The organism is Marinobacter mobilis, from assembly GCF_900106945.1.
Lineage (GTDB): Bacteria > Pseudomonadota > Gammaproteobacteria > Pseudomonadales > Oleiphilaceae > Marinobacter > Marinobacter mobilis.
The window spans coordinates 1-3,174 of the sequence record NZ_FNNE01000022.1 but is presented as its reverse complement, the minus strand read 5'-3'; the positions used below and the strand labels follow the sequence as shown (position 1 = coordinate 3,174).

Here is a 3,174-nt window from a genome sequence, read left to right as displayed (position 1 = left end):
GAAGTCCTTCTTTCTGATCACTGGGTCAGAATTGCTCTTTAACAATGTGGATGAGAAAGAAAACATCCGAGAAGTTTGATTCAATTTATCTCCTGAATCAAACAACTCAACAGATAGCGATTTCAAGCGTTATCCGGTGTTGTCGTTGAAGTGGTTGTTATACAACTTCAAATGACTGTTTCTGATCATGACCAGCCTGGCTTGCCAGGGGAAGCGTGAGACGATCAGTTGTCTTGGGGTTATATAGTCAAGCAACTAAGCGCATACGGTGGATGCCTTGGCAGTCAGAGGCGATGAAAGACGTGGAAGCCTGCGATAAGGTTCGGGGAGCTGGCAAACGAGCTGTGATCCGGACATCTCTGAATGGGGAAACCCACCGACTTTCGGGTCGGTATCTTGCACTGAATACATAGGTGTAAGAGGCGAACCAGGGGAACTGAAACATCTAAGTACCCTGAGGAAAAGAAATCAACCGAGATTCCCTAAGTAGCGGCGAGCGAACGGGGACCAGCCCTTAAGCTGAACAACTGGTAGGAGAAGGCTCTGGAAAGTGCCGCCATAGTGGGTGATAGCCCCGTATCCGAAACCTGAGTTCAGTGAAATCGAGTAGGACGGGACACGTGATATCCTGTCTGAACATGGGGGGACCATCCTCCAAGGCTAAATACTCCTGACTGACCGATAGTGAACCAGTACCGTGAGGGAAAGGCGAAAAGAACCCCTGTGAGGGGAGTGAAATAGATCCTGAAACCGTATGCGTACAAGCAGTCGGAGCAGACTTGTTCTGTGACGGCGTACCTTTTGTATAATGGGTCAGCGACTTAATTTCAGTAGCGAGGTTAACCGTTTAGGGGAGCCGTAGGGAAACCGAGTCTTAATAGGGCGATTTAGTTGCTGGGATTAGACCCGAAACCGGGCGATCTATCCATGAGCAGGTTGAAGGTGCCGTAACAGGCACTGGAGGACCGAACCCACTGTCGTTGAAAAGCCAGGGGATGACTTGTGGATCGGAGTGAAAGGCTAATCAAGCCCGGAGATAGCTGGTTCTCCCCGAAATCTATTTAGGTAGAGCCTCGGACGAATACCACAGGGGGTAGAGCACTGTTTGGGCTAGGGGGTCATCCCGACTTACCAACCCCATGCAAACTCCGAATACCTGTGAGTACTATCCGGGAGACACACGGCGGGTGCTAACGTCCGTCGTGAAGAGGGAAACAACCCAGACCGCCAGCTAAGGTCCCCAAGTACCAGTTAAGTGGGAAACGATGTGGGAAGGCTCAGACAGCTAGGAGGTTGGCTTAGAAGCAGCCACCCTTTAAAGAAAGCGTAATAGCTCACTAGTCGAGTCGGCCTGCGCGGAAGATGTAACGGGGCTCAAACTGGTCACCGAAGCTGCGGCTGCATACTTTGTATGCGGGGTAGGGGAGCGTTCTGTAAGCCTGCGAAGGTGTGTTGTAAAGCATGCTGGAGGTATCAGAAGTGCGAATGCTGACATGAGTAACGACAATGGGGGTGAAAAACCCCCACGCCGGAAGACCAAGGGTTCCTGCGCAACGCTAATCGGCGCAGGGTGAGTCGGCCCCTAAGGCGAGACCGAAAGGTGTAGTCGATGGGAAACGGGTTAATATTCCCGTACCTTGGATCACTGCGATGGAGAGACGGAGAAGGCTAGGTGAGCCGGGCGACGGTTGTCCCGGTTTAAGCGAGTAGGGAGAGGACTTAGGCAAATCCGGGTCCTTAATCCTGAGACGTGACGACGAGTTCCCTAGGGAATGAAGTCATTGATGCCATGCTTCCAGGAAAATCTTCTAAGCTTCAGGTGATTCGAGACCGTACCCCAAACCGACACAGGTGGTCAGGTAGAGAATACCAAGGCGCTTGAGAGAACTCGGGTAAAGGAACTAGGCAAAATGGTGCCGTAACTTCGGGAGAAGGCACGCCGGCGTGTACGTGAAGCCCCTGCGGGTGGAGCGGAAGCCGGTCGAAGATACCAGGCCCCTGCGACTGTTTATTAAAAACACAGCACTCTGCAAACACGAAAGTGGACGTATAGGGTGTGACGCCTGCCCGGTGCCGGAAGGTTAATTGATGGGGTTAGCTTCGGCGAAGCTCTTGATCGAAGCCCCGGTAAACGGCGGCCGTAACTATAACGGTCCTAAGGTAGCGAAATTCCTTGTCGGGTAAGTTCCGACCTGCACGAATGGCGTAACGATGGGGGCGCTGTCTCTACCCGAGACTCAGTGAAATTGAAATCGCCGTGAAGATGCGGTGTATCCGCGGCTAGACGGAAAGACCCCGTGAACCTTTACTATAGCTTCACAGTGAACTTTGAGCATGTTTGTGTAGGATAGCTGGGAGGCTTTGAAACCAGGACGCCAGTTCTGGTGGAGCCAACCTTGAAATACCAGCCTGGCATGTTTGAGGTTCTAACTTGGTCCCCTTATCGGGGATGAGGACACTGTGTGGTGGGTAGTTTGACTGGGGCGGTCTCCTCCCAAAGCGTAACGGAGGAGCACAAAGGTGGGCTAAGCATGGTCGGACATCATGCGGTTAGTGTAATGGCACAAGCCCGCTTGACTGCGAGACAGACACGTCGAGCAGGTGCGAAAGCAGGTCATAGTGATCCGGTGGTTCTGTATGGAAGGGCCATCGCTCAACGGATAAAAGGTACTCCGGGGATAACAGGCTGATACCGCCCAAGAGTTCACATCGACGGCGGTGTTTGGCACCTCGATGTCGGCTCATCACATCCTGGGGCTGAAGCCGGTCCCAAGGGTATGGCTGTTCGCCATTTAAAGTGGTACGCGAGCTGGGTTTAGAACGTCGTGAGACAGTTCGGTCCCTATCTGCCGTGGACGTTGGAGATTTGAGGAAAGCTGCTCCTAGTACGAGAGGACCGGAGTGGACGAACCTCTGGTGTTCGGGTTGTTTCGCCAGAAGCATTGCCCGGTAGCTATGTTCGGACAGGATAACCGCTGAAAGCATCTAAGCGGGAAGCCCCTTCCAAGATGAGATCTCCCTAAGGCCTCGAGCCTTCTTAAGAGCCGTTCAAGACCAGGACGTTGATAGGCTGGGTGTGTAAGCGCTGTGAGGCGTTGAGCTAACCAGTACTAATTGCTCGTGCGGCTTGACTATATAACACCCAAGACAATTGCGGATAACGACGAAATCGCT

At 52.7% G+C, this 3,174-nt stretch carries 1 rRNA gene; it reads left to right on the top strand.

Annotated features, from left to right (window positions below):
- Positions 1 to 245 precede the first annotated feature (245 nt).
- A 23S ribosomal RNA gene (locus BLV11_RS18140) occupies positions 246 to 3,135 on the top strand.
- Positions 3,136 to 3,174: the final 39 nt, after the last annotated feature.